Annotated in this window: 19 protein-coding genes; 10 read left to right on the forward strand and 9 right to left on the reverse strand. The window is 70.9% G+C overall.

Features of this window, described 5'->3' with window-relative positions; all coding sequences use genetic code 11:
* Position 1 precedes the first annotated feature (1 nt).
* Both ACT26F_RS13115 and ACT26F_RS13120 read left to right on the forward strand, forming a co-directional pair.
* On the forward strand, positions 2-1,423 hold the full coding sequence (locus tag ACT26F_RS13115) for an FAD-binding oxidoreductase (protein WP_471670990.1): 1,422 nt from the start codon (positions 2-4) through the stop codon (positions 1,421-1,423).
* A 138-nt stretch (positions 1,424-1,561) separates the two neighbouring features.
* Positions 1,562-3,019: an amino acid permease gene (locus ACT26F_RS13120; protein ID WP_471670991.1), complete on the forward strand. Its 1,458-nt coding sequence runs from the start codon at positions 1,562-1,564 to the stop codon at positions 3,017-3,019.
* Here ACT26F_RS13120 and ACT26F_RS13125 read toward each other — a convergent pair.
* Together ACT26F_RS13125 and ACT26F_RS13130 are read right to left on the reverse strand one after the other, a co-directional pair.
* A complete protein-coding gene (locus ACT26F_RS13125) occupies positions 2,998-3,867 on the reverse strand; it encodes an aldose 1-epimerase family protein (RefSeq protein WP_471670992.1) in 870 nt (289 codons plus the stop codon). The genes ACT26F_RS13120 and ACT26F_RS13125 overlap by 22 nt on opposite strands.
* Before the next feature lie 76 nt (positions 3,868-3,943).
* The gene (locus ACT26F_RS13130; protein ID WP_471670993.1) at positions 3,944-5,353 is read right to left on the reverse strand and encodes a tyrosine-protein kinase domain-containing protein; all 1,410 of its coding nucleotides are present in this window, start codon (positions 5,351-5,353) and stop codon (positions 3,944-3,946) included.
* A gap of 84 nt (positions 5,354-5,437) precedes the next feature.
* Here ACT26F_RS13130 and ACT26F_RS13135 point away from each other — a divergent pair, with 84 nt between their 5' ends.
* Positions 5,438-5,977: an arsenate reductase/protein-tyrosine-phosphatase family protein gene (locus tag ACT26F_RS13135; RefSeq protein WP_471670994.1), complete on the forward strand. Its 540-nt coding sequence runs from the start codon at positions 5,438-5,440 to the stop codon at positions 5,975-5,977.
* Position 5,978: 1 nt separating this feature from the next.
* Here the strand turns inward: ACT26F_RS13135 and ACT26F_RS13140 are convergent, their stop codons facing one another.
* Positions 5,979-7,730 (reverse strand): DUF4012 domain-containing protein, encoded by a 1,752-nt coding sequence (locus tag ACT26F_RS13140; protein ID WP_471670995.1) that lies wholly within the window; start codon positions 7,728-7,730, stop codon positions 5,979-5,981.
* 44 nt (positions 7,731-7,774) lie between these two features.
* A complete protein-coding gene (locus ACT26F_RS13145) occupies positions 7,775-8,320 on the reverse strand; it encodes a hypothetical protein (RefSeq protein WP_471670996.1) in 546 nt (181 codons plus the stop codon).
* Between the two features lie 176 nt (positions 8,321-8,496).
* Here ACT26F_RS13145 and ACT26F_RS13150 point away from each other — a divergent pair, with 176 nt between their 5' ends.
* The gene (locus ACT26F_RS13150; RefSeq protein WP_471670997.1) at positions 8,497-9,966 is read left to right on the forward strand and encodes a sugar transferase; all 1,470 of its coding nucleotides are present in this window, start codon (positions 8,497-8,499) and stop codon (positions 9,964-9,966) included.
* 59 nt (positions 9,967-10,025) lie between these two features.
* Here ACT26F_RS13150 and ACT26F_RS13155 read toward each other — a convergent pair whose 3' ends face one another.
* From ACT26F_RS13155 to ACT26F_RS13165, 3 genes are all read right to left on the reverse strand, one after another.
* A complete protein-coding gene (locus tag ACT26F_RS13155; RefSeq protein WP_471670998.1) occupies positions 10,026-12,218 on the reverse strand; it encodes a 3-hydroxyacyl-CoA dehydrogenase NAD-binding domain-containing protein in 2,193 nt (730 codons plus the stop codon).
* A 22-nt stretch (positions 12,219-12,240) separates the two neighbouring features.
* Positions 12,241-13,455 (reverse strand): acetyl-CoA C-acetyltransferase, encoded by a 1,215-nt coding sequence (locus tag ACT26F_RS13160; RefSeq protein ID WP_471670999.1) that lies wholly within the window; start codon positions 13,453-13,455, stop codon positions 12,241-12,243.
* Positions 13,456-13,574: 119 nt separating this feature from the next.
* Positions 13,575-14,084 carry a VanZ family protein gene (locus ACT26F_RS13165; protein WP_471671000.1) on the reverse strand — a complete coding sequence of 170 codons (510 nt, stop codon included), beginning with the start codon at positions 14,082-14,084 and terminating at the stop codon, positions 13,575-13,577.
* A gap of 81 nt (positions 14,085-14,165) precedes the next feature.
* On the opposite strand from ACT26F_RS13165, the gene ACT26F_RS13170 reads away from it, so the two are divergent.
* The 6 genes from ACT26F_RS13170 (at position 14,166) to ACT26F_RS13195 (ending at position 20,560) form a co-directional block, all read left to right on the forward strand.
* The gene (locus tag ACT26F_RS13170) at positions 14,166-14,879 is read left to right on the forward strand and encodes a MerR family transcriptional regulator (protein WP_471671001.1); all 714 of its coding nucleotides are present in this window, start codon (positions 14,166-14,168) and stop codon (positions 14,877-14,879) included.
* Positions 14,880-15,057: 178 nt separating this feature from the next.
* On the forward strand, positions 15,058-15,918 hold the full coding sequence (locus ACT26F_RS13175) for a glycosyltransferase family 2 protein (RefSeq protein ID WP_471671002.1): 861 nt from the start codon (positions 15,058-15,060) through the stop codon (positions 15,916-15,918).
* On the forward strand, positions 15,884-17,212 hold the full coding sequence (locus ACT26F_RS13180; RefSeq protein WP_471671003.1) for an O-antigen ligase family protein: 1,329 nt from the start codon (positions 15,884-15,886) through the stop codon (positions 17,210-17,212). Before ACT26F_RS13175 ends, ACT26F_RS13180 begins: the two co-directional genes overlap by 35 nt.
* Positions 17,209-18,420 carry a CDP-glycerol glycerophosphotransferase family protein gene (locus ACT26F_RS13185; RefSeq protein WP_471671004.1) on the forward strand — a complete coding sequence of 404 codons (1,212 nt, stop codon included), beginning with the start codon at positions 17,209-17,211 and terminating at the stop codon, positions 18,418-18,420. Before ACT26F_RS13180 ends, ACT26F_RS13185 begins: the two co-directional genes overlap by 4 nt.
* Positions 18,417-19,253 (forward strand): capsular polysaccharide synthesis protein, encoded by an 837-nt coding sequence (locus ACT26F_RS13190; RefSeq protein WP_471671005.1) that lies wholly within the window; start codon positions 18,417-18,419, stop codon positions 19,251-19,253. The genes ACT26F_RS13185 and ACT26F_RS13190 overlap by 4 nt, the downstream gene beginning before the upstream one ends.
* The gene (locus tag ACT26F_RS13195; RefSeq protein WP_471671006.1) at positions 19,250-20,560 is read left to right on the forward strand and encodes an oligosaccharide flippase family protein; all 1,311 of its coding nucleotides are present in this window, start codon (positions 19,250-19,252) and stop codon (positions 20,558-20,560) included. Before ACT26F_RS13190 ends, ACT26F_RS13195 begins: the two co-directional genes overlap by 4 nt.
* On the opposite strand, the gene ACT26F_RS13200 is transcribed toward ACT26F_RS13195, so the two are convergent.
* A complete protein-coding gene (locus ACT26F_RS13200; RefSeq protein WP_471671007.1) occupies positions 20,557-21,528 on the reverse strand; it encodes a glycosyltransferase family 4 protein in 972 nt (323 codons plus the stop codon). The two genes, ACT26F_RS13195 and ACT26F_RS13200, sit on opposite strands and share 4 nt — an antisense overlap.
* Positions 21,525-22,637 carry a glycosyltransferase gene (locus ACT26F_RS13205; RefSeq protein ID WP_471671008.1) on the reverse strand — a complete coding sequence of 371 codons (1,113 nt, stop codon included), beginning with the start codon at positions 22,635-22,637 and terminating at the stop codon, positions 21,525-21,527. Before ACT26F_RS13205 ends, ACT26F_RS13200 begins: the two co-directional genes overlap by 4 nt.
* Between the last annotated feature and the right edge of the window lie 133 nt (positions 22,638-22,770).

The raw sequence follows: 22,770 nt of genomic DNA on the forward strand, positions 1-22,770 counted from the left end.
CGTGTCCATCAACGAAACCCTCGACCAGCTGGAGCGCCCGGCCGACCGCCTGCGCGGACTGGCCGGTGGCACCATCCACCTGCCCGGCGATCCCGGGTACGACGCAGCACGCACCGCGTGGAACCTCGCCGTCGACCAGCGTCCCGCCGCCGTCGCCCTCCCTCGCGACGCCGACGAGGTCGCCCGGATCGTCCGAGCCGCCCACGCCGCCGGCCTGCGGGTCGCGCCGCAGAGCACGGGCCACAACGCCGGCCCTCTCGCGGCCGGCCGCCTCGACGACGTCGTCATCGTCCGCACGAGCGAGTTGAACGACATCACCGTCGACCCCGAGCGTCGCATCGTCCGCGTCGGCGGCGGCACCGTCTGGCTGCCCGCCGTCCAGGCGGCCGCCGAGCACGGCCTGACCGTCCTGCACGGCTCGTCCGTCGACGTCGGCATCGCGGGCTACAGCCTCGGCGGCGGCATGGGCTGGTACGCCCGCAAGCTCGGCCTGGCCACCAACAGCCTCACGGCCGTGGAGATCGTCCTGGCGAACGGCGACCTCGTGCGCGCCGACGCCGAGCAGAACGCCGAGCTGTTCTGGGCCGTCCGCGGCGGCGGCGGCAACTTCGGCATCGTCACGGCGCTCGAGTTCCGGGCGTACGACTTCAGCACCGCCTACGCCGGCATGATGATGTGGGACGTCGAGATGGCACCCCGCGTGCTGGACATGTGGCGGGCCTGGGCGCCGGTCGCCCCCGACGACGTCACGACGTCGTTCCGCGTCATGCGAATCCCCGACATCCCGCAGATGCCGGACTTCGTCCGCGGTCGCACGATCGTCGTGATCGACGGCGCCGTGATGGCCGACGACGAGCGCGCCGGGGACATCCTCGCCCCGCTCCGGTCGATGCAGCCCGAGCTCGACACGTTCGGCCGGGTGCCCACCGAGACCCTCGTGCACCTGCACATGGATCCCGAGGAGCCGGCTCCCGGCATCATCCGCTCGTCGATGCTTCGCGAGTTGGACGACGACGGGGCCGAGGCGTTCCTGGCGCTGTTCGGTCCGGGCGTCGAGACGCCGATCATGCTGGCCGAGCTGCGCCAGCTGGGCGGGGCGCTCGGCCGGCCGCACGAGGGCGGTGGCGTCCTCACGCACCTCGAGGGCGAGTTCGCCTTCCTGTGCGGTGGCATGGCACCCACCCCGGAGTTCGCGGCGGTCGTCGCGGGGGCCGCCGAGCACGCGGTCGACGTGCTGACGCCGTGGTCGAACGGGCGGTCGTACCTCAACTTCGCCGAGGAGCCGACCGACGCGCGCACCGCCTACGCGGCCGACGCGTGGCTCAAGCTGGCCGCGATCCGGTCCGCCGTGGATCCCGACGGAATGTTCGTCGCCAACCATGTGATCCCGCGTCTCTACGAGGACGGGCAGCCGACCCGGTGAGGTCCGCACGCTGGCCCTGTGGGTTGCACCCGCAATCCCACAGGGCCAGAGTCGGTCCATGAGCGAGCGCCAGCGAGCGAACGACAGACACCTCATGCCGGCACCGGCCCACCGTGCCCATCCCGCGGAGGTGACGGCATGAACCTGTTCCGCACGAAGACCGTCGAGCAGTCGATCGCCGAGACCGACGAGCCGGGCCACCGGCTCCGCAAGGACCTCTCCGCCTGGGACCTGACGTTCTTCGGCGTCGGCGTCATCATCGGCACCGGCATCTTCGTGCTGACCGGTGAGCAGGCCCACGTCAATGCCGGACCGGCGATCGTCCTGTCCTTCCTGCTCGCCGGCGTCACGTGTGGCCTCGCCGCCCTCTGCTACGCCGAGTTCGCGTCCACCGTCCCGGTCGCCGGCAGCGCGTACACGTTCAGCTACGCGACGCTCGGCGAGCTGGTCGCGTGGATCATCGGCTGGGACCTGCTGCTCGAACTGGCCCTCGGTGCGGCGGTCGTCGCGCGCGGCTGGTCGGCGTACCTGCAGTCGCTGTTCGACCTGCCGACGTGGCTCGCCGGAGACGAAGCGCTGCCCGACTTCGGCGCCATCGCGCTCGTCCTCGCCCTGACCGCCATCGCGATCCTGGGCACCAAGCTGTCCGGCAAGGTCACCGGCGTCCTCGTGATCATCAAGGTCGCGGTCGTCCTGTTCGTCGTCCTCGCCGGACTGTTCTTCATCGACACCGCCAACTACTCCCCGTTCATCCCGCCGTCCCAGCCCGCAGAGGCCGCATCGGGCGCCGACACGACGCTGTTGCAGGGGATCTTCGGCATCGAGCCCACGGCGTTCGGCGTCTACGGGATCATCGCCGCGGCGTCGGTCGTGTTCTTCGCCTACATCGGGTTCGACATCGTCGCGACGACGGCCGAGGAGACCGCGAACCCGCAGCGCGACGTCCCGCGCGGACTGCTCGGGTCACTCGCCATCTGCACCGTGCTCTACATGGCCGTCGCGTTCGTCATCACCGGGATGCTGCCCTTCGACGACGACCGGATGAACACGGCGGCACCGCTCGCCGAGGCCTTCTCGGCCAACGGCCAGGAGTGGGCGTCGAAGCTCATCTCGCTGGGTGCCGTAGCGGGCCTGACGACCGTCGTCCTCGTGCTGCTGCTGGGCCAGGCGCGCGTGCTGTTCGCGATGTGCCGCGACGGGCTGCTGCCGACCGGTCTGGCGCAGGTCCATCCCAAGTACGGGACGCCGTGGAAGATCACCCTCGTGACCGGCCTGTTCGTCGCGATCCTGGCCGGCGTGGTGCCGTTGAGCGAGCTGTCGAAGCTCGTCAGCATCGGCACGCTGTTCGCCTTCGTGCTGGTGTCGGCGGGCGTGATCATCCTGCGCCGCACGCGCCCGGACCTGGAGCGACCGTTCCGGGTGCCGTGGGTGCCGTTCGTCCCCGCGCTGTCGATCCTGGCCTGCATCTGGCTCATGGTGAACCTGTCGGTCGAGACGTGGCTGCGGTTCGTCGTCTGGCTCGCGATCGGGGCGGTCATCTACGTCGCGTACGGCCGCCGCCACGCGCGGCTGGGTCAGAGCAGCTCGAGCCGGTAGGACAGCTCCTCGCGTCCCCCCGGGGGCAGCACGACGTTGCCGGGCTTGCCCGCGAACTGGCCCGTCCAGTCCCGGGGCGCCGGCTGACCGCGCCACGGCTCGACGCACACGAACCGTGCACCCGGCAGCGACCACACCGTGATGCCCGTGAACCCGTCCCACGTCATGCGCACCTGCCGGCCCGTCGCCGAGGCGTAGACCAGGCCGCGGCTCGCGACCTCGGTCATGATCACGGCGCCGTCGTCGAACCAGCTGTCGTGCAGCATCATCGTGCGGTCGACGGCGGCGGGGTTGTCGAAGCGCTCGGGGGTCAGCAGGTTGTCGGCGACGCGACGGAACGGGGCCGGCTCGGGCTCGTCGAAGCGCACCTCGTGCATCGACCGCGGCGAGTCGTCCTCGAGCGGCCACACGAACGCTGGGTGCGAGCCGAGGGAGAACGGCATCGGCACGTCACCGCGGTTCTCGACCGTGTAGTGGGTGGTCAGGGACCGCTCTCCCGCCGTGTAGGTCACGGCCAGCGCGAAGTCGAACGGGTAGTGCTCTCGCGTGCCCTCGTCGGCGACGAGGACGAACGAGGCGCGGTCGTTGGCACTGTCGACGACGGCCCACTCGAGGTCGCGGGCCAGACCGTGCTGCGGCATCGGGTACGTCTGCTCGCCGACCCGGATCCGGTCCTCGGGCACGCGGCAGATGACGGGGAACAGGATCGGGGCATGACGGCGCCACGGGTCGTCGCCCGACCACAGGTACTCGTGTCCGTCGCCGTCGCGCAGGGAGACCGGCTCCGCCCCGTGGCGCGCGATCGTCGCCCGGACGCCGGGCCCCCACAGTTCGATGGCACCGCTCATGACTCGACCGTAGACAAGTTCGCACCGCTGCACCCGCGCAGAGCGGCCACCGTCGGGAACCTCACACCCGGTCGGCTCACACCGAGCGATCCGTCCCCGTCGTGCCGGCCGGGGTCTGCGACGCGTAGCCGTAGCCATACCCGTAGCCGTACCCGTAGCCCCGCCGGTGCCGCTTGGGCGGGGGCGACATCGTGACGACGGTCCCGCACAGCCGCGCGTCGACGCTGGCCAGTCGCTCCAGCGCCGAGGCGTACTGGTCGGTCGTCGTCGCGCCGTGCTTGATCACCACGATCGCCCCGTCGGTCGCAGCGGCCAGCGGCGCCGCATCCGTCACCGGCAGCAGGGGCGGCGCGTCGATCAGGACGATGTCGTACTCCTGACGGAGTCCGTCGAGCAGCTTGAGCATCTCCGCGGACTCCAGCAGCTCTGCCGGGTTCGGCGGGATGCGCCCCGACGGGAGGACGTCGAAGCCCGTGTCCACGTGCTGGATCGCCTCGCGCACACCGACCCGTCCGAGCAGGATCGTCGTGATCCCGACGCTGCTCTCGAGGTGGAGGTACTCGGCGATCTTCGGCCGGCGCAGGTCGGCCTCCACGAGCAGCACCCGCTGGCCGTTGTCGGCGATCAGCTGCGCCAGGTTCCCCGCCGTGCTCGACTTGCCCTCCGAGGGCACGGAACTGGTGACGACGTAGCACTTGTGCGCGGCGCCGGCGTCGACGAACTGCAGGTTCGTCCGCAGCACCCGGAACGCCTCGACCCGGGGATGGTGTCCGGGCAGACCGCGCACGAGCGGTCGCTTCACCGCCTCGCGGTCGAAGGGGACGGTGCCCAGCACCGGGACCTCGCGCCCCGACACGGCGCTGATGTCCTCCTGGCTCGTGATGCGGTTGTCGAGCACCTCGCGCAGCACCGCGAGCCCGAAGCCGAGCAGCAGGCCGAGCAGCAGGCCGATCCCGAGGTTGCGCACCGGCTGCGGCGAGACCGGCGAGTCCGAGATCGTCGCCCGGTCGACGATCGACGCCTTGACCGGCGCGTCACGCTCGCCCTCGGGCGTCTCCAGCTCGCGCACGTAGGCGGTGAAGACCTCCGCGACCGTCTGGGTCAGCTCCTGGGCGCGCTCCGGCGACGGATCGGTGACGGACACCGACAGCACCACCGTGTCGAGCTCGACGCTCGTGCCGATCCGCTGCATCAGCTCCTGCGGGGTCTCCTCGATACGCAGTTTCTCGACGACGCGACTGGCCATCTCCTCGCCCTTGATCAAGGTGGCGTAGGACTTGACCCGCTGCTGGCTGAACTGCCCGCCCTGCTGCAGCTCACCGTCCGACGAGCTCTGGGGAGTCTTGACGAAGAGTCGGGCGGTCGACTGGTACTGCGGTGTCACCGAGAGCGTGTAGACGGCCGCGGCCGCGACGCTGAGGCCGCAGACGAGGGCGATGAGGAGCCAGCGGTCGCGCGCGATCCGCAGGTAGTCCTTCAGTTCCATGCGTCCCTCCGAACCCACGCTGGATCGGCCACGTCGCCACGAGGACGACTCAGCCTAACCCGCGCGGCGATTAGGCTCCTGCCCGTGACCCACCGGATCCTGGTCGTCTGCACCGCCAACGTGTGCCGGTCGCCGGTCGCCACGGCCATGCTGGTGTCACGCCTGGACCCGCGGCTGTTCGACGTCGTCGGGGCCGGCGTCCGCGCCCCTGAGGGCCGGCCGATCGATCCGGCCTCGGCCGCCGAGCTCACTCGGCGCGGCATCGCCGTACCGTCCGCGACCGCGCGCCGACTGGTCCCCGAGTTGATCACCGGTGCCGACCTCGTGCTGACCGCCACCCGAGCGCACCGGGCCGACGTCCTCGAGCTCTCACCGCGGGCGCTGCACCGGACCTTCACGCTGTTGGAGTTCGCCGCCCTGGTGTCGACGATCACCGAGGTGGCCGACGTCGAGGCCCTCGTCGCCGCGGCCGCCGCCCGGCGGTCGCACGGACCGCCGGACGTGGACCTGCTCGACCCGATCGGTCGATCGACGCAGGTCCACCACGACGTGGCGGACGCGATCGACGCCGCGGTGACGGTGATCGCGGAGCGGCTCGGAGCGGTGAGCGGTCCCTCGCACTGAGTCATCGGCATGCGCTCGGCACCCTCACGTCGTTGCTCGACGAGGTGACCCCGGGCGTCTCGAAGTAGCGCGAGTCGAGGGCGGCACCGGGCGCGGTCTGGACCTTCCATCGCACGGAGACCTCCTCGCCGGGAGTGATCCTCAGCGTGCCGTACTGCACCGGGCGACCGTCGTACGCCACATCGCTGGAGCCGACCGGCTGGTCGCTGCCGTCGACCACGAACTCGGTGATCCGGCCACCCTTCGGCGCGAGCAGGCGATATGTGAGCAGCTGGTTCCCCTTCGCCGTCCTCGTGCCGCGGCCCGTGACGTACCACGGTGTCTTCTTGATCGGTCGGTCGAACTGGTTGCGGAAGGACGTGTCGACCACGACGGTCTGGCTGCGGTCGGGGCGGCACGTGGTCGCCTTCACGCGGGTGTCGTAGCGCAGGTAGTACTGCATCTTCGACTGGGCCGCATCGGTGATGTAGAGGCCGATGTACGGCGTGTCGGCGGGCTGCGCCACGGAGCCGGCGACCGCGGCGCCGGCGATCACCGCCTGCTGGTCCGCGTCCCGGAACCACACCTGCACCCGTCGCTGGGACGCCGCCTCGGCCAGCGCGGAGGTCACCTCGATCCAGTCGCCCTCACCGCGCATGAGCGCATCGAAGGTGCGCGCCGTCGCGTCCTCGAAGAAGGCGTCCTGGGCCTCGCCGGCCGGGTAGTTGAGGTAGACCCGGCTCAGCAGGATGTCGACGCCGTTGTCCGCCGTCAGGCTGTGGCCGTTCGCCAACTGAACGCTGCCGATCCCGCGCAGGACGGAGGACATCGCGACCGCGTCGAGGCTGAGCACGCCGTCGATGTGCGTGTCGAACGCCGCCTCCGCGCGGTCGGCCCAGATCCGGGCGACGCGCGGGAAGTCCGGGCTGATGTTCGTCGCCCTGACGTCGCTGCCCATCATCGTGCCGAACGCCGCCGACTCGACCGTCGTGACCGACGCGTCGGCCAGGGCCGGCGCGTTGAGCTCGCGCGCGGACGCCTGCTCCGTGAGCCTCACCTCGCCGCCGTCGGTCTGCAGCAGCACGTACGCGCCACCCATCCCGCCGGTCGAGCGGATCTCCGCGTTGGTCTGGAACACCAGCAGGTACGAACGCGGGCCCTGGGCCCCGAGCGCCGCCGGGACCAGCTCCATGACGCGACTGGTCGTGTCGGCGGCGGCATCCGCGCGGGCGATCTGGCGCTGCAGCTCGAGGACGGGACGCACGAGCGGACCGACGAGCGCGTCCGGGTCGATCGCCGCGATCCGGTCGGCGTTCTCCGACAGGACGCCCGAGGCGGTCGCGACGGCCGGCGCCAGGCGCTCCAACCGGTCCACGTCGATCCGGCCGTCGCGGGGGCGGAAGCTGTCCGAGGACACGGCGGCTCCGGCGTCCACCACGGGAGGCAGCGCTCGGGTGGCGATGTCGTCCACGGCGTCGGCGGTGACCCGGACGGCCTTCACGTTCGGGCCGACCCACGGCACGCGGGCGGCGATGTCCCACCGCGTCCCCGACGCCGTCTCGTCGGCTCGACCCGCGGTGTCCTGCAGACGCGCGAGCGTGGCCTGCGCGCCGTCGACGTCACCGGCGGAGAGCTGCGACGTGAGGGTCGTCGCCTCGCGCTGGGCGTCGAGCAGGTTCGCGGCGACGCGGCGTGCCTGCAGCGCCGACGCCACGCCGAAGGCCACGGCCACGGCGCCGAGAACGGCCGCCAACCAGACCCACGGCGATGTCATCCACGCCCGAGAACGCACGATCACCGCCGGGCCCGATGCCGGCGTCAGACCTTGCGCCGGCGTACCGCGACGAGCGCGCCACCCCCGGCGGCGAGCAGCACCACACCGAGCGCGATGACCTGCCAGCTCGGACCGCCGGTGCCCGACAGGGCGGCCGTCTCGTCATTCGCCGACGAGGTCTGGACCGCGACGCTGAAGCTGGCTGACGCGGTCTGCGTCGCCTCGAAGGCCAAGGTCTTCGTCGAGCCGAACGAGGCGGGCCGGACCTCGCTCTGGGCGGTGAACTCACACGTGCCCGAACCGGAGTACTGCCCCAGCTCCTGCGGCGCGGTGAACGTCACGGAGTAGTCGAACCCGCTTCCGCCCGCACCGGCCTGACCGGCGAACTGCGACGACCAGGCGTCGCACGACACGTTGGACGAGAAGGCGACCGTGAACTCCTCACCGGGTGCCACGGTGGCGGGCGCGTCCACGGTGATCACCGGGTCGGCGTAGTTCTGCTCGGCGACGGCGGGGGCGGTCACGGCGAGGGCGAGGGCGGCGGCGGCAGCCACGGCGCATGTCATCTGGCGGAGTACTCGAGTGGTCATGACCGGCTCCATCTCAGCGGGGACCCTTCCATGAGAGCAGACTCTCGCTCCGGACGCCAGACCCTGCGGTGAGGCGATCTGACCTGCGCAAATCGACCGTGACGACTCCGGCCACCCCAAGTTACAGTGACGGAAAGCCCGAGCACGGTGATGCCCACCCGACCCTTGGAGCCCGCGTGACGATCGACAGCGAACGGCAGGAGCTCCGGCTCGAGGAGTCGCGAGCGCGCGTCCGACGCCGGCAGACGCGAGGGATCTGGGTGACCGATCTGCTGGTGCTGACCGCGGCCGTCGTCGTGTCGGAGTTCGGCTGGCTCGGCACCCGCGCGGCCACGATCGACCCCGAGTTCGACGTCGGCTACACCAAGTTCGGCACCGGCCTGGTCCTGCTGTGGTGGCTCGCCCTGCACCTGGGCGGCACCCGCGGGGCGAACGTGCTGGGCAGCTCGCACGAGTACCCGCGCATCGCGCAGGCCACGGTCATCATGTTCGGTCTGGCGTCGATGGTGGCGCTGCTGCTGAAGTTCAACCTGTCCCGCGGATACGTGGCGATCGCCTTCCCCCTCGGCCTCGCGGGCCTGCTCGTGAGCCGGCACTGGTGGCGACGGTGGCGCGGGAACCGGTACCGCTCCGGGGAGCTGGTCAGGAACGTGCTCGTGGTGGGTCGGTGGGAGTCGGCGGACGAGCTGACCCGACACTTCGCCAGGAACCGCGGAGCCGGGCTGCAGGTGACCGGCGTGTGGGTCCCCACCTCGTCGGACGAGCACCGGTTCGTGCGGTTCGACGATCGCAGCATCGCCGTCCTGGGCAGCGACGAGCCGCTGGAGTCGGCGCTCGGGCTGAGCGCCGCGGACGTCGTGATCGTGTGCGACAGCGACGCGCTCGGTCGCCGCGGCCTGCGCGAGCTGACGTGGAACCTCGAGGCGGCCGGGATCGAGCTCCTGCTCTCGCCGAACCTGGTCGCCGTGGCCGGATCACGGCTGGGCATGCGCACGGTGGCCGGCGTGCCGTTCGTGCACGTGAAGGAGCCGCAGTACGCCGAGGCCGGCAACTGGCCGAAGCTCGTGTTCGACCGGATCGGGGCGGCCGTACTGCTCACGCTGAGCGCGCCGGTCTTCCTCGTCACCGCGATCGCGATCAAGCTCGACAGCCCGGGCCCGGTCCTCTACCGCCAGGAGCGCATCGGGCGCGACGGCGAGCCGTTCAGCGTCGTGAAGTTCCGGTCGATGCGCGAGCGGGCCGATGACGAGCTGACCGGCCTGCTCACCGCCCAGGGCCGCGCCGATGCCCCCCTGTTCAAGGTCACGGACGACCCCCGCATCACCTCGGTCGGCCGAGTCCTGCGGCGCTTCTCGATCGACGAGCTCCCGCAGTTGGTCAACGTGATCCGCGGCGAGATGAGCCTCGTGGGTCCGCGACCACAGCGCGAGGAGGAGGTCGCGCTGTACGACGACAGCGACTGGCGGCGCCTGCGCGTGCGGCCGGGGATGACGGGCCTGTGGCAGGTGTCGGGCCGGTCGAACGTCGGCTGGGAGGAGGCGATCCAGTTGGACATGTACTACGTCGAGAACTGGTCGCTCCTGGGCGACCTGCAGATCCTCACGCGCACGGTCCGGGCGGTGCTGGCCCGTGACGGCGCGGTCTGACCCCGGACGCGACACGGCCCCGGTCCACCAGGACCGGGGCCGTGTCGTCGGACGGGTGATCAGGCGAACTTCTCGCCCTTCTCGGCCTTCTGCAGCAGCAGGGCCGGCGGCGCGAACCGCTCGCCGTACTGCTCGGCCAGCTGCTGGGCGCGCTCGGCGAACGCCTTGACGCCGATCTCGCCCGTGGCCGACTCGTAGCCGTTCACGTACTGCAGCGCGCCACCGTGGACCGGCGGGAAGCCGATGCCGAAGATGGAGCCGATGTTGGCGTCGGCCACCTGGCGGATGACGCCCTCCTCGAAGCAGCGGACCGTCTCGATCGCCATGATGAACGTCAGGCGCTCCTTGACGTCCTCGAGCGGCACGTTCGCGTCGGCCTTGACGTAGCGGTCCCACAGCTCGGGCCACAGGAACTTCTTGCCGTCGGCCGGGTACTCGTAGAAGCCCGCGCCGCCGGCCTTGCCCGGACGTCCGAGCGCGACCATGTCGTCGACGACCTTCATCGCCGGCGTGACGACGTACTCCTTGCCCTCGGCCTCGAGCGCCTTCTTGGCCTCGCCCGCGATCTTCTGCTGCAGGGTCATCGAGACCTCGTCGCTCATCGCGAGCGGCTGCCCGGGGAAGCCGGCGAGCTGCGAGGCGCGCTCGATCTCGACCGGGTCGACGCCCTCGGCGAGCATCTCGACGCCCTCCATGACGAGGGTGCCGAACACGCGCGACGTGAAGAAGCCGCGGCTGTCGTTGACGACGATCGGGATCTTGCGGATCTGCTTCGTGAAGTCGATCGCGCGGGCGAGCGCCTCGTCGGAGGTCTTGTCCCCGACGATGATCTCGACGAGCTGCATCTTGTCGACCGGGCTGAAGAAGTGGATGCCGATGAAGTCCTCGGGACGCTGGACGCCCTGGGCGAGGATCGAGATCGGCAGCGTCGACGTGTTCGAGCCGAGCAGCGCATCGCCGTTGACGATGGGCTCGAGCTCGGCGAAGACGCTGTGCTTCAGCTCGACCGACTCGAAGACGGCCTCCACGACGAAGTCGCAGCCGGCCAGGTCGGCGTAGTCGGCGGTCGGGTGGATGCGGGCGAGGATCTCGTCACGCTTTTGCTCCGTCAGGCGACCGCGCTGGACCTGCTTGTCCAGCAGGCCGACCGAGTAGGACTTGCCCTTCTCGGCGGCCTCGATCGAGACGTCCTTGAGCACGACCTCGATGCCCGCACGCGCCGCCTCGTAGGCGATGCCCGCGCCCATCATGCCGGCGCCGAGGATGGCGAGCTTCTCGGCCTTGCGCTCCTCGATGCCCTGGGGACGCGAGCCACCGGCGTTGATCGACCCGAGGTCGAAGAAGAACGCCTGCGTCATGTTCTTGAACTGCTGGCCGACGAGCAGGTTGACCAGGTAGCGCGACTCGATCCGGCTCGCGGTGTCGAAGTCGACCTGGGCACCCTCGACCGCAGCGCTCATGATGTGCTTCGGCGCGATGTACGGGGCGCCCTTGAGCTGCTTGCGCAGGTTGGCCGGGAAGCTGGGCAGGAAGGCCGCCAGCTTGGGGTTGCTCGGCAGGCCGCCGGGCATCCGGTAGCCCTGGCGGTCCCACGGCTGCTTGGCCGCGTCGTCGTCGCCCTGCACGGACTCGATCCACGCCTTCGCCGCGGCGAGCAGCTGGTCGGCGGGGACGACCTCGTCCACGACGCCCTTCTCGAGCGCCTGGGCCGGCTTGCGACGCTGGCCCTGCAGCAGGTGCTGCATGAGCGCGTCCTGGATGCCGAACTGACGGGTCAGTCGCGTGACGCCACCGCCGCCGGGCAGCAGGCCGAGGGTGACCTCCGGCAGACCGATCTCGTAGCGGCCCTCGGCCGCGATCCGGTGGTGGCAGGCGAGCGCGATCTCGAGGCCGCCACCGAGGGCGGCGCCGTTGATCGCGGCGACGACGGGCTTGCCGACCGTCTCGAGCCGGCGCAGCGTGGCCTTGATCGACTCGACGTTGTCGAACAGCGCCTGCGCGTCGGCCGGCGTCGCCTGCGTCATGAGCTTGAGGTCGCCACCGGCGAAGAAGGTCTTCTTCGCGCTCGTGACGATGACGCCCTTGATCGAGTCGCCGTTCTGGGCGATCTCGTCGGCGAGACGGCTCACCGCGGCCTCCATGGAGGCGCGGTAGGTCTCGTTCATCGTGTTGGCGCTCTGGTTCGGGTCGTCGATCGTCAGGGTGACGATGCCGTCGGCGACCTCGTAGCGCACTGCATCAGTGGTGGTCATGTTCTCGATCTCCGTGTCCGTGTCAGATGCGCTCGACGATGGTGGCAATGCCCATGCCGCCGCCGATGCAGAGGGTGGCCATGCCGTAGCGCTTCTCGCGACGCTCCAGCTCGTCGACGAGGGTGCCCAGGATCATCGCGCCGGTCGCACCGAGCGGGTGGCCCATGGCGATCGCACCGCCGTTGACGTTGGTCTGCTCGTACGGGTAGTCGTCGAGGTCGCGCATGAGCTTCATGGCGACGGCGGCGAATGCCTCGTTGATCTCGATGAGGTCGATGTCCTCGATCGACAGACCGGCCTTGTCCAGCGCCTTGCGGCAGGCCGGGCCGGGGCCCGTCAGCATGATCGTCGGCTCCGAGCCGACGACGGCGGTGGAGACGACGCGAGCGCGCGGCGTGAGGCCGTACTGCTGGCCGGCCTTCTCCGAGCCGAGCAGCACCAGGGCGGCGCCGTCGACGATTCCCGAGCTGTTGCCCGCGTGGTGCACGTGGTTGATCTGGTCGACCTCGACGTACTTCTGCAGCGCGACGGCGTCGAAGCCGCCCAGGTCGCCGATGTCGGCGAACGACGCCTTGAGGCCCGAGAGCGACTCGACAGTCGTGCCCTCGCGGACGAACTCGTCGTGGTCGAGGATCGTCAGGCCGTTGATGTCGCGGACCGGCACGATCGACTTGTCGAAGTAGCCGTTCGCGATCGCCTTGGCGGCGCGCGCCTGCGACTCGGCCGCGAAGGTGTCGACGTCCTCACGGCTGTAGCCCTCGAGGGTCGCGATCAGGTCGGCGCCGATGCCCTGCGGGACGAAGTCGGTGTCGAGGGCCGTCTTGGGGTCCATCGCCCAGGCGCCACCGTCGGAGGCCATCGGGACGCGGCTCATCGACTCGACGCCGCCGGCGAGGATCAGGTCCTCCCAGCCGGAGCGGACGCGCGCGGCGGCCTGGTTGACCGACTCCAGGCCCGAGGCGCAGAAGCGGTTGAGCTGCACGCCGGCGACGGGCTGGCCGAAGCCGGCCGCGAGGACCGCGGTGCGGGCGATGTCGGCGCCCTGGTCGCCGACCGGGGACACGACGCCCAGGACGACGTCGTCGACCGCGTTCGGGTCGAGGTCGGGGTTGCGGGTCTTGATCTCGTCGAGCAGGCCGGTCACCAGCGAGATCGGCTTGACCTCGTGGAGCGACCCGTTCTTCTTGCCACGGCCACGCGGGGTCCGGATGGCGTCGTAGATGAATGCCTCGGTCATGGGGTGTCCTCACAGACGGGTGGGATCGTTCAGCGTCGATTCTGACACCACTACTGTCAGAGTTTCCAGTGACCCCCCGAATTTCAGCGCTGGGGCGGTGTCCCACGGGGCGTCACGGGTCACGGTTGGGCGGTGACGAGCCCCCACACGAGCACTCCCAGCACCGCCAGCACGACGCCGACGAGCCCGCCGAGCACCGCCACGCGCGCCCACGGCCGGTTCGGCGCGAGGCCGATCGCGAGGAACCCCAGGCCGGCGCCCGCGGCATCGATGACGACGTCGGCCCACGACGCGGTCCGGTCGATCGGTCCCCACCACTGCGCGAGCTCGATCACGAGCGAGATTCCGGCGCCGACCGCGATGGCGACGAATGCCGACCCGCGCGGCAGCCACCACGCGACGAGGAACCCGACCGGCACGAACAGCAGGACGTTCGCCACGACCTGCGCCAGACCGACCACCTGGAGCGGGGTGAGCGACAGGACCTCGGCGAGCTGTCGGGTCACGGCCCAGTCGGCCACGCCCAGACCCGAGTCGACGTGCTGCGGCCACAAGCCGACGAGCGCCAGCAGCAGCCCGTACGTCGCGGCGAGCACGAGGGTCGGGCCGTGCGGGCGGGTGACGTCCATCGCGGACAGCCTAGGCGGTCTGGCCCGGGCGTCGCCCCCGTCGCGATCGTGACTCGCCCGGACCGGGACTACGCTCGATCCGTGAACGAACCCGCGGAGTCGATCGGCATCGAACAGCTCGCCGAACGCGTCGGCATGAGCGTGCGCACGGTCCGCTTCTACGCCGGGCGCGGCCTCATCCCGCCGCCGCGCCGCGAAGGACGCAACGGCTACTACGGCCCGGGGCACATCGCGCGGCTGGAGCTCGTCCGCGAGCTGCAGTCGCACGGCTTCACGCTGCAGGCGATCGAGGGCTATCTCGAGAAGATCCCGGCGAACGCCTCGCCGGAGGAGGTCGCCCTGCACCGCACCCTGCTGGCGCCGTGGATGCCCGAACTGCCCGAGACCGTCGCGCGCGACGAGCTGGAGAAGCGCGCCGGCCGCGGGCTGAGCGACGACGACCTCGAACTGCTCGTGGCTCTGGGTGTCATCGAGCCGACACCGGGCGAGGACGTGTTCAAGCTCGCGCCGGCCCACCTGGCCGTCGGCATGGGGTTCCTGGACGCGGCCCTGCCGCTCGAGGCCGCCCACGCCTCGCGCAAGATCATCCTCGAGCACGGCACGTCGCTCGCCGACGAGCTCACGAAGCTCTTCCGGACGCAGGTGTGGCCGGCGCTGAAGTCCTCGGGCCAGCCGCCCGAGATCATCACCGCGATGGTCGAGCGCTTCAAGCCGCTGACGATCCAGGCGCTCGTGGTCGCCTACGAGCAGGCGATCGACGAGCAGAAGCGCGAGACGGTCCGGCGTCGGTCGTAGCCACGACGGGGACGCGGAGTCGATCCGCACTCCCGGTGACCCAGCGACGCTAGGGTGGCGACCGAGGCTCGCATGGCGAGTCTGCGGCGCGGAGATCCGAGGCGGTCGCCGGGCGTCCTGACGACTCAGGGTGGTGTTCGCAACCGTGACGAGTGGACGCGCCGACGAGCCTGCCGAGGTGACACTGATCCTCGGCAGTGTGCTGCGGCCCGAGGTCCTCGAACGGTTCCTCGACGCGCTGGGGCGCCAACACCACCGCGCCTTCAGCCTCACGATCGTCGAACAACGGGACCCGGCGGGCGCCGAGTCGCTCGTCGCGCGGCACGGGGACCTGGACGTCACGGTGCGGGAGAGCGCGCCGGGTCTCTCACGGGCACGCAACGTCGCCCTGGACGCGGTTCCCGACGGGATCGTCGGCTTTCCCGATGACGACTGTTGGTACCTTCCGGGCACGTTGAGCCGGGTCTGCCATCGCTTCGCGGCGGATCCCGATCTCGCGATCCTGTGCGGGCGCGTCCTGACGCCCACCGGACCGATGTTGCGGTACCCCACCCGCGCCGGTCCGATCGACCGGAGGAACGTCTGGCGAACCGTGGTCTCTCCGGGGTTGTTCGTGCGCTCGAACGCGATGTCGGCGATCGGGTCCTTCGACCCGCGACTGGGCGTGGGCGCGGGCACCGGCTTCGGCTCGGGCGAGGAGACCGACCTCGTCCTGCGGGGCCTTCGTCTCGGGCTCAAGTGCGAGTACGACCCCCTCGTGCACGTGTCCCACCCGAGCCCCGAGCAGGTGCCCCGCCGCCTCGACCCTGCGGTCGGGTACGCGTACGGCTACGGGATGGGGCACGTGCTGCGCTCGCACGGCTACGGCTGGCTCGCGGTCGGCGGACACGTGATGCGTCCGCTCGCGGGGGCGTTCGCGGCGCGCATCGGTGGCAAGGTGGGACTGTCCACGTTCCGGCTCGCCGTCGCGAGGGGACGGCTCAATGGCGCGAGGAGGTACCCGGGTGAGCCAACGGGCACCGAGTACGCGCCGACCTGACTCCGATCTCGGCGCACGGCTCATCATCGCGTGCTTCACCCTGTGCCAGTTCGTAGACGTCACGTTCGGGACGGTCGACGGATTCGTCATCTCGGCTCAGAAGCTGGCGGCGGTCGTCGTGCTCCCGTTGGGCGCGGTGATGATGGGCCGGGTCAACCTGCCGCCCCGACTGTGGCTGTGCGTGGGGTTGGCCGTCGTGGCGTTCTCGTCGGGTCCGATCCTCGGTGGCACGAACGGCGACCCGATGGCCGGCGCGATCGTCGCGATCGTGTTCAACGGGCTGGCGGCGACGCTCGTGTACTCGGCCCTGCTCACGGCCCGCGATCCGTTTCGCGTGTTCGGCACCGTGTGGATCTGGTGCGCCGTCGTCTCGTCACTCGTCGCGATCGGCCAATCGCTCGATCTGCTACCCCTGTTCACGGTGGGCACCGAGGCACTCGGCCGGCGCGAGGCGATCGTCGGGCTGTCGCGGGCGACCGCGTTCAAGTTCGACCCGAACTTCGCCGCCATGGTGCTCGTCGTCGGTCTGCTGTTCCTCCGATTCCGGCCACGGAGTCCGCGACGGACCTTGCTCACCGTCGTCGTGGTGCTCGGAACGGCCGCCACACTGTCGCGGATGGGCCTGATCGTCGCGGCGCTCATCGTGGTCCTCACCGCGAGCGAAGGCGGCGCCGTGGCCGGATCGCGCGCGACGCGCGTCGTGCGGCGCGTCGGTGCGATCGCCGCGGTCGCCTGCGCGGGCGTGGTCGCCTACGTGCTCTCCACCGGCGCGCTGCGCGCCTTTCTGGAAGAGAGGTCCGCCGATCTGCAGTCGGGGATGCGGGTGCTCCTCGGCGGACCCGGTGCCGCCACCGACACGTTCGGCTCGGCGACGGAGCGGGCCGAACTGTTGGAGGCCACCGGCGTGGTCATCCGCGACCACTGGCTGACCGGCGTGGGGCCGAACAATCTCCAACTCATGCTGAGTCAGACGCTGGGCATCGACAAGGGCGCCCACAACACGTACCTCGAGACGATCGCGATCGGCGGCGTCTTCGGCCTGCTCCTCCTGGGCACGTATCTCGCCGTGTGCCGGAACTGCCTCAAGACGGCCTCGCGGCTGGAGGCAACACGCCCCCAGGAGCTCCGCATGGTCCGACTCGTGTGCTGGTCCGTGGCCTTGATGGCGCTCGTGCTGACCCTGGACTACAACGGATTCGTCTGGATGCCCCTCACGCTCTGCCTCGCCCTGGTCGATCGGGGACGCCTGGTCGCGCCACCGGTCGAGCTCGCGCGCGCCGGAGGGGCGCGGTGAGCGGTTCCGCGTCGCTCTCGCGGCGACTCCGACGCGCCCGCAAGGCCGTGGCCTACGTCGTGAACCTTCCGCTCTACTGGCTGACGCGGGTGACGCCGAGGAAGCCGGACCGCTGGGTGTTCGGCGCCTGGCTGGGCACGCGGTACGCCGACAACCCGCGCCACTTGCTGGACTACGTCGAGCAGCACCTGCCGTGGATCGAGTGCGTCTGGGTCGCGACTTCCGACTCTGCCTTGGCACAGGCGCGAGTGGCCGGCGTGCGAGCGGTTCGCGCGTACGGTCCGACGGGCTACTGGCTCACGGCCACGGCCGGGCTGGCGATCGTGTCGGGCGGACGGGCCGATGTGAATCGCTACGTGTGCCCCGATGTCGTCTACAACCTCTGGCACGGCATCAACGTCAAGCGGGTGGAGTACGACAGCCCGGTCGTCGCGGCGAGGTTGGAGCGGTCGCGACGGCTCTCGCGATGGTTCCCGTTCCACGCGAGCGGCCCGTTCGCGGCCGTCAACGCCTCCTCCCTCCTGGATGCCGAGCGCATGTCCTCGGCATTTCGGGTGCCGCCGGCACGCGTGCCGATCACCGGCCAGCCGCGCAACGACGGGCTGGCCGCCGGCACGCGCACCCCGGCCGACCGCTGGGAGGTCCTGTACGCACCCACGTTCCGCGACACCGATCCACTGCGGGTGGCGCGCTGGCTCGAGGCCGAGTCGGAGGTCCTCGTGACCGCGCTGACCGACCTGGGCGTGCGCCTGCACGTCCGGCTGCATCCCAGCCTCGCCGGCCTCCGATCGACCACCACCCCGGGCGACGTGCTCGTCTGGGACTCACCGCTGGCCTCGTCGGACGATCTCGCGGAGCATCTCGGGCAGGCCGATGCGCTCGTCACGGACTACTCCACCGTGTACGTCGACTACCTGCTCACGGATCGGCCGATCCTGTTCCTCGCCCCCGACCGCGAGGAGTACGAGCGGGACGAGCGCGGGCTGTACGACAGCCCGGCAGATCCGGCGGTCGCACCGGGTCCACTGTGCGCGTCGTGGGCGGAGGTCGTCATGCATCTGGGTCGGCTCCGCCGCGGCGAGGATCCGCACCGCGCATCGCGTGACCGCGCGCGCCGCCGCTACCACGACCACGTGGACGGCGGCGCCAGCGCGCGCAGCGCCGAGGTCGCCCTCCGGCTCGCGGGACTCGGGACGGACCAGCCATGACGCCCGGGCACGGGAACCGCACGATCTGGTTCATGTGGCTGCAGGGTTTGGAGAGCGCTCCGGCCGTCGTCCGGGCCTGTCACGATTCGTGGGTCAGGCACCATCCGGACTGGCGCGTCGAGTTGGTCACCGCCGACGACCTGCCACGGCTCGTCGAGGTGCCGGCGTGGGCCTCCGAGCGTCTGGACGACACGCACCTGTCGGACCTCGTGCGCCTGCGGCTCCTGGAGCGTCATGGCGGCGTCTGGGTCGACGCGACCGCCTACTGCAACTGGAGCCTCGACTCGTGGCTCGACCTCGTCGACGGCTCTGGCTTCTTCGCCTTCGCCCGCCCGGACCGGGGCTTCCTCGTGTCGTCCTGGTTCCTCGCGGCCGAGGCCGGCCACCCCCTGGTGCGTGAGACCCGGCGCGTCGTGGAGCAGTACTGGTCGGCGACCCGTCCGGCCTCGCCGCATCCGGCCAGCCGTTTCGCCGGAAGGGTGACCGGGCGTGCGCTGCAGGCCTCGGTCGCCACCAGCCGCTGGCGGCTCAATGTGCCGCTGTCGAATCTGCTGCGCATCGAGCCGTACTTCGCGTTCCACCACGCCTTCGCCAGGGCGGTGCACGCCGATCCCGCGCTGGCCCGGGCATGGGCCGAGGTCCCCGAGGTCTCGTCCGACGGCCCCCATCTGGTCCAGCGATTCGGTCTGGGGCGTCCCGTGGACGACGCCATGCGGACCGAGTTGCTCGACCCGACGACGCCCCTCTACAAGCTGAGCTGGAAGGAGACCGCCGGTATGAACCGCCCCGACTCGGCACTGTCCTTCCTGCTCTCGACGGCCACGGACCGATGACGGCCACGCAGCGCGAGGACCGCGATTCCCGCGGCTATGTGATCGCCCTCGCGATCCAGGGACTGGGAGCCGTGCTCGCCTTCGGCAGCCAACTCGTTCTGGCGAGGGCACTCGGACCTGCGGCGTTCGGCACGGTCAGTGCCGTGGTGAGCATCAGCGCCATCGCCGGACTCGTCTGCACGGCCGGCTCGGGCGGACTGGCGCTGCGTCATGTGCCCGCCACCGCCTCGACGGAGGATCACGAGCGCCTGGTCGCGTTCGCGTATCGCGTGACGATCCTGACCTCACTCGCGTTCGGCGTGATCGGCGGCACGGTCGCCCTGGCCCTGCTCCGGACGTCACTCGACCTGGCGATCTCCGCGATCCTGCTCTCGGCCGCCACGGCGCTGTGGATGGTGGGCAGCGACGTCGGGCGGGCGATCGACCGGTTCGTCTCGACCTACGGGGCCAGTGTCGTGCTGCGTCCGGCCGTGACCATCGCGCTCGTGGTCATGCTGGGTGATCGGTGGGGATCGAATGCCGGCGCGGTGTGGGCGCTCGTGGCCCTCACGACCGGCGGCGTCGTGGCGATCGTCGTGCAGTTGGTCTCGATCGGTAGGTCCGTCCGGTTCGGATCGCGCCTCGCTGCCGCCGACTTCCCTCGCGACTGGCTGCGGGAGTCGCCCACGTACCTCACCGCCAGTGGCATCACGCTGCTGCTCACGCAGACCGACCTGCTCGTGTCGGCACTCGTGCTGAGTCCGCACGAGCTGGGCCAGTACGCGGCGGCCGCGAAATGTGCCGGGCTCCTCTCGATCGTCGTCGGGGCGATCAACACCGTCGCGATCCCGCGCATCGCCCGCCATGCCTCCGAACCCGAACGCCTCTCCGCGGTGGCGCGGGCTGCCACCCGGTGGCAGTTCGGCCTGCTCACCTGCGTCGCGGTGCCCATGTTCGTCCTCGCCCCCGTCCTGCTGGGCATCTTCGGCGAGAGCTTCACGGATGCGACCTCGGCGCTCCGGATCCTGATCGTCGGCCAACTGCTCAATTGCGCTTTCGGACCGGCCGGAGCACTGCTGATCTTCACGGGACGAGCACGGATCGCCTCCCTCGGCTACGGCGCGTCCGTCGTGGTGTCCGCAATCGCATGCACCGTGGGCGCACAGGCGTGGGGACTGCGCGGAGCCGCGACGGGCGCCGCGTTGGCCGCCACGGTCGCGGGAGTCCTCCTGTGGGCGCTCGCTCGCCGCTTCACGGGCGTCGCACCGACGGCCGTCTCCGCGTTCCTGCGCCCTCGGTCCACCGGGGCCGGCTCGGGCCAGCCCTAGTCGCCGGTAGCATCGAGGCGCTCGACCACGGCGCGGACCGCCGCCGCGGCCGTGTCCCACGAGAAGCGCTTTGCGTGTACCCCGGCAGAGACCGGGATCCTCCGGGCCTCGTCGATGGCCTGCGCCAGCGCCTGTGGGTCGTGCGGGTCGGCGAAGGCGACCCCGTCGTCCCCGACGATCTCACGAAGGGAGTCGCACCCCGCGAAGTAGGCGACGGGTCGGCCGCAGGCCAGTGACTCCGCCGCGGGAAGCCCGAAGCCCTCCACGAGCGACGGCAGCGCGAGGCACGCCGCACCGCGGTACAGCTCCGCGAGCCGGTCGTCCGTGAGCCCCGAGTGGATCCGCGTGCGATCGGCGAGGCCACTCCGCTCGACCATCGTCGTCACGCGCATGACGTCGGGCGTCACGATCGACAGCCGCAGATCCGGGAGCAGCGTCATCGCCTGCAGAAGCGTCGTCAGGTTCTTGTGTGGCTTGGCGTTGCCGACGAACAGGACGTCATCCGAGTGGGGTTCGGCGTCGGCGAGGCCGGGGACGAATGCACTCGAGACTCCGATCCCGCAGTCCACGACCTCGACCTCGGGGTCGTCGAGCCACTCGCGGATGGCTCGCTGCGACGTCTGCGAGACCGTGACGACCATCCCCGCCCGCGAGACGACCGGCCGCACGACCCGGTCGTAGTAGATCCGGCCGAGGTGTCCTTTGCCGACGACCGGGTCGAGATGGATCAGGTCGTGGATCGTGAGGAGTTGGCGACAGCGGGATGGCCCGGCGGAGAATCCCGGCGTGTACAGCGTCGTGCGCCGTGGCAGCCGGAGGCGGCGGGGATTGAGGACGTCGACTGCGCTCGCCGGGCGCCCGCCGAGATCGACGCGCTGCCACGCGGTCGGCAGTCGCGTCACGATCTCCGTGGCATAGCGGCCGATTCCGTGCTCGCCGCGGAATCGCTCGTCGACGAGGATCGTCACCCGGTGGCTCCGAGCCACGCGCCGACCCGCTCGCGGAATCGGGTCGCGGAGAAGAGCCGTGCGCGATCGGCCGTCCGGTCGCGCGGTCGGGCGATCGCGTCCTCGCTCGCGATCTTGAGGCTCGCGGCAGACCACGGCTCGGCCAGGACGGCACCGCCACCGGTGACGCACACGCTCTCGCGCGCGCCGCCGGATGCATTGACCAGCACGGGGGTTCCCGTCGCCATCGCCTCGACGGGCATGATCCCGAAGTCCTCGACCGCCATGAAGACGAACAACGTGGCGTTCTGGTAGAGCGCATACAGAGCCGGTGTGCTGGCCCTTCCGAAGAAGACGACCGGCACCGAGCGGTCCTTCGCGAGCCGGCGCAGCCTCGCCTCTGCAGGTCCCGCACCGGCGATCACCACCGGGAGCCCGAGGGACTCGCCGACATCGATCGCCACCTCGAGGCGCTTGTACTCGACGAGGCGCGAGGCGGAGAGCACGAACATCTCGGGCAGGGCGTCCAGCTTGCGGCGCTCGTCGTCACCGTCCACCGCCGCACGCCAGTCTTCGACGGCCTGGATGGCCTCGACGTTCACCGGCGGGTGGATCACGCGTGCGTCGACCCCCCACGCCGCACGGATCCGCTCCCGCACGAACTCGCTGTTGGCCGCGAACGACACCGTCGGGGCGGTCCGCCGGCGGTCCAGGCCCCTGAACACGTGCCGGCCCGCACGGACCGGGATCGACTTGCCGCGCTCGTCGGCCTCCGGCGCCCAGATGTACCTCGGCGGGGTGTGGACGTAGGCGAACGAGGCGATGCCCTCTCCTGCGGCGCGCGACGCCAGGTAGTGGGACGAGGCATGCGTGCTGACCACGACGCGGTCGACGCCGGCGAGGTCGACACGGCGCCAAGCGCTGGACAGGAAGGGGTAGGCGAGCGCCTTCGAGCGGCGAAGGCGCGACCCGGCCAGCCACGTCTGCTCGATCTGACCGCCGAACCGCTCGTGCGCGTCGTTCCACAGGCACACGCGGCGTGCCCCCGGGATCAGTGCCGAGAGCTCCTCGAAGACGTTCTCCGAACCCCCGGCGGGCGCGAGCCACTCGTGCGCGAGCAAGGTGGTCATCGCGCCCCCTTCCGGCCGGCGGGCCCTTCGCCGCCCATGCTAACGGCGGTCGAACCCGTGGTCCCGTCCGAATCGGTGGGGTTGACGCCGCCGCGCCGACCCTGAAGGTTGGCTCACGGATGGTTCACCAGGA

The sequence above is a fragment of the Aeromicrobium sp. SP1 genome, assembly GCF_055663785.1.